Origin of the sequence: Streptomyces bambusae, from assembly GCF_019400985.1 — a bacterium.
In the GTDB taxonomy this organism is placed as follows: domain Bacteria; phylum Actinomycetota; class Actinomycetes; order Streptomycetales; family Streptomycetaceae; genus Streptomyces; species Streptomyces bambusae_A.
On the sequence record NZ_WTFF01000749.1, the window covers coordinates 1 to 537 of the forward strand.

A 537-nucleotide genomic window follows, 5' to 3' on the forward strand; every position below is an offset into this window, starting at 1 on the left:
CCGCACCCGCCAGGCCCGCATCGACGGCATCACCGTCCCCGACGTCGAGGTCGACGACCCCGACCACGCCCGCACCCTCGTCCTGGGCTGGGGCTCCACCTACGGACCCGTCACCGCCGCCGTACGCCGCCTGCGGGTGGCCGGCCTGCCGGTGGCCCAGGCCCACCTGCGCCATCTCAACCCCTTCCCGAGGAATCTCGGGGACGTCCTGAGGCGTTACGACAAGGTAGTGGTGCCGGAGATGAACCTCGGGCAGCTGGCCACCCTGATCCGGGCCAAGTACCTGGTCGACGCCCAGTCGTACACCCAGGTCAACGGCATGCCCTTCAAGGCGGCACAGCTCGCACAGGTGATCGAGGAGGCCATTCGCAATGTCTGAGCTGACGGCGCCCGCCGGTGGTTCCCTGCTGTCCCTGGTGCCCAAGGCCGAGGGCCGGCAGTCGATGAAGGACTTCAAGTCGGACCAGGAGGTCCGCTGGTGCCCCGGCTGCGGCGACTACGCCGTCCTGGCCGCCGTCCAGGGCTTCATGCCCGACC

2 pseudogenes are annotated in these 537 nt (G+C 70.0%); both read left to right on the forward strand.

The window, feature by feature from the left end:
* Positions 1-379 (forward strand): annotated as a pseudogene (locus GPJ59_RS36860) (2-oxoacid:acceptor oxidoreductase subunit alpha); the annotation flags it as partial.
* Positions 372-537 (forward strand): annotated as a pseudogene (locus GPJ59_RS36865) (2-oxoacid:ferredoxin oxidoreductase subunit beta); the annotation flags it as partial. The pseudogenes GPJ59_RS36860 and GPJ59_RS36865, both read left to right, overlap by 8 nt.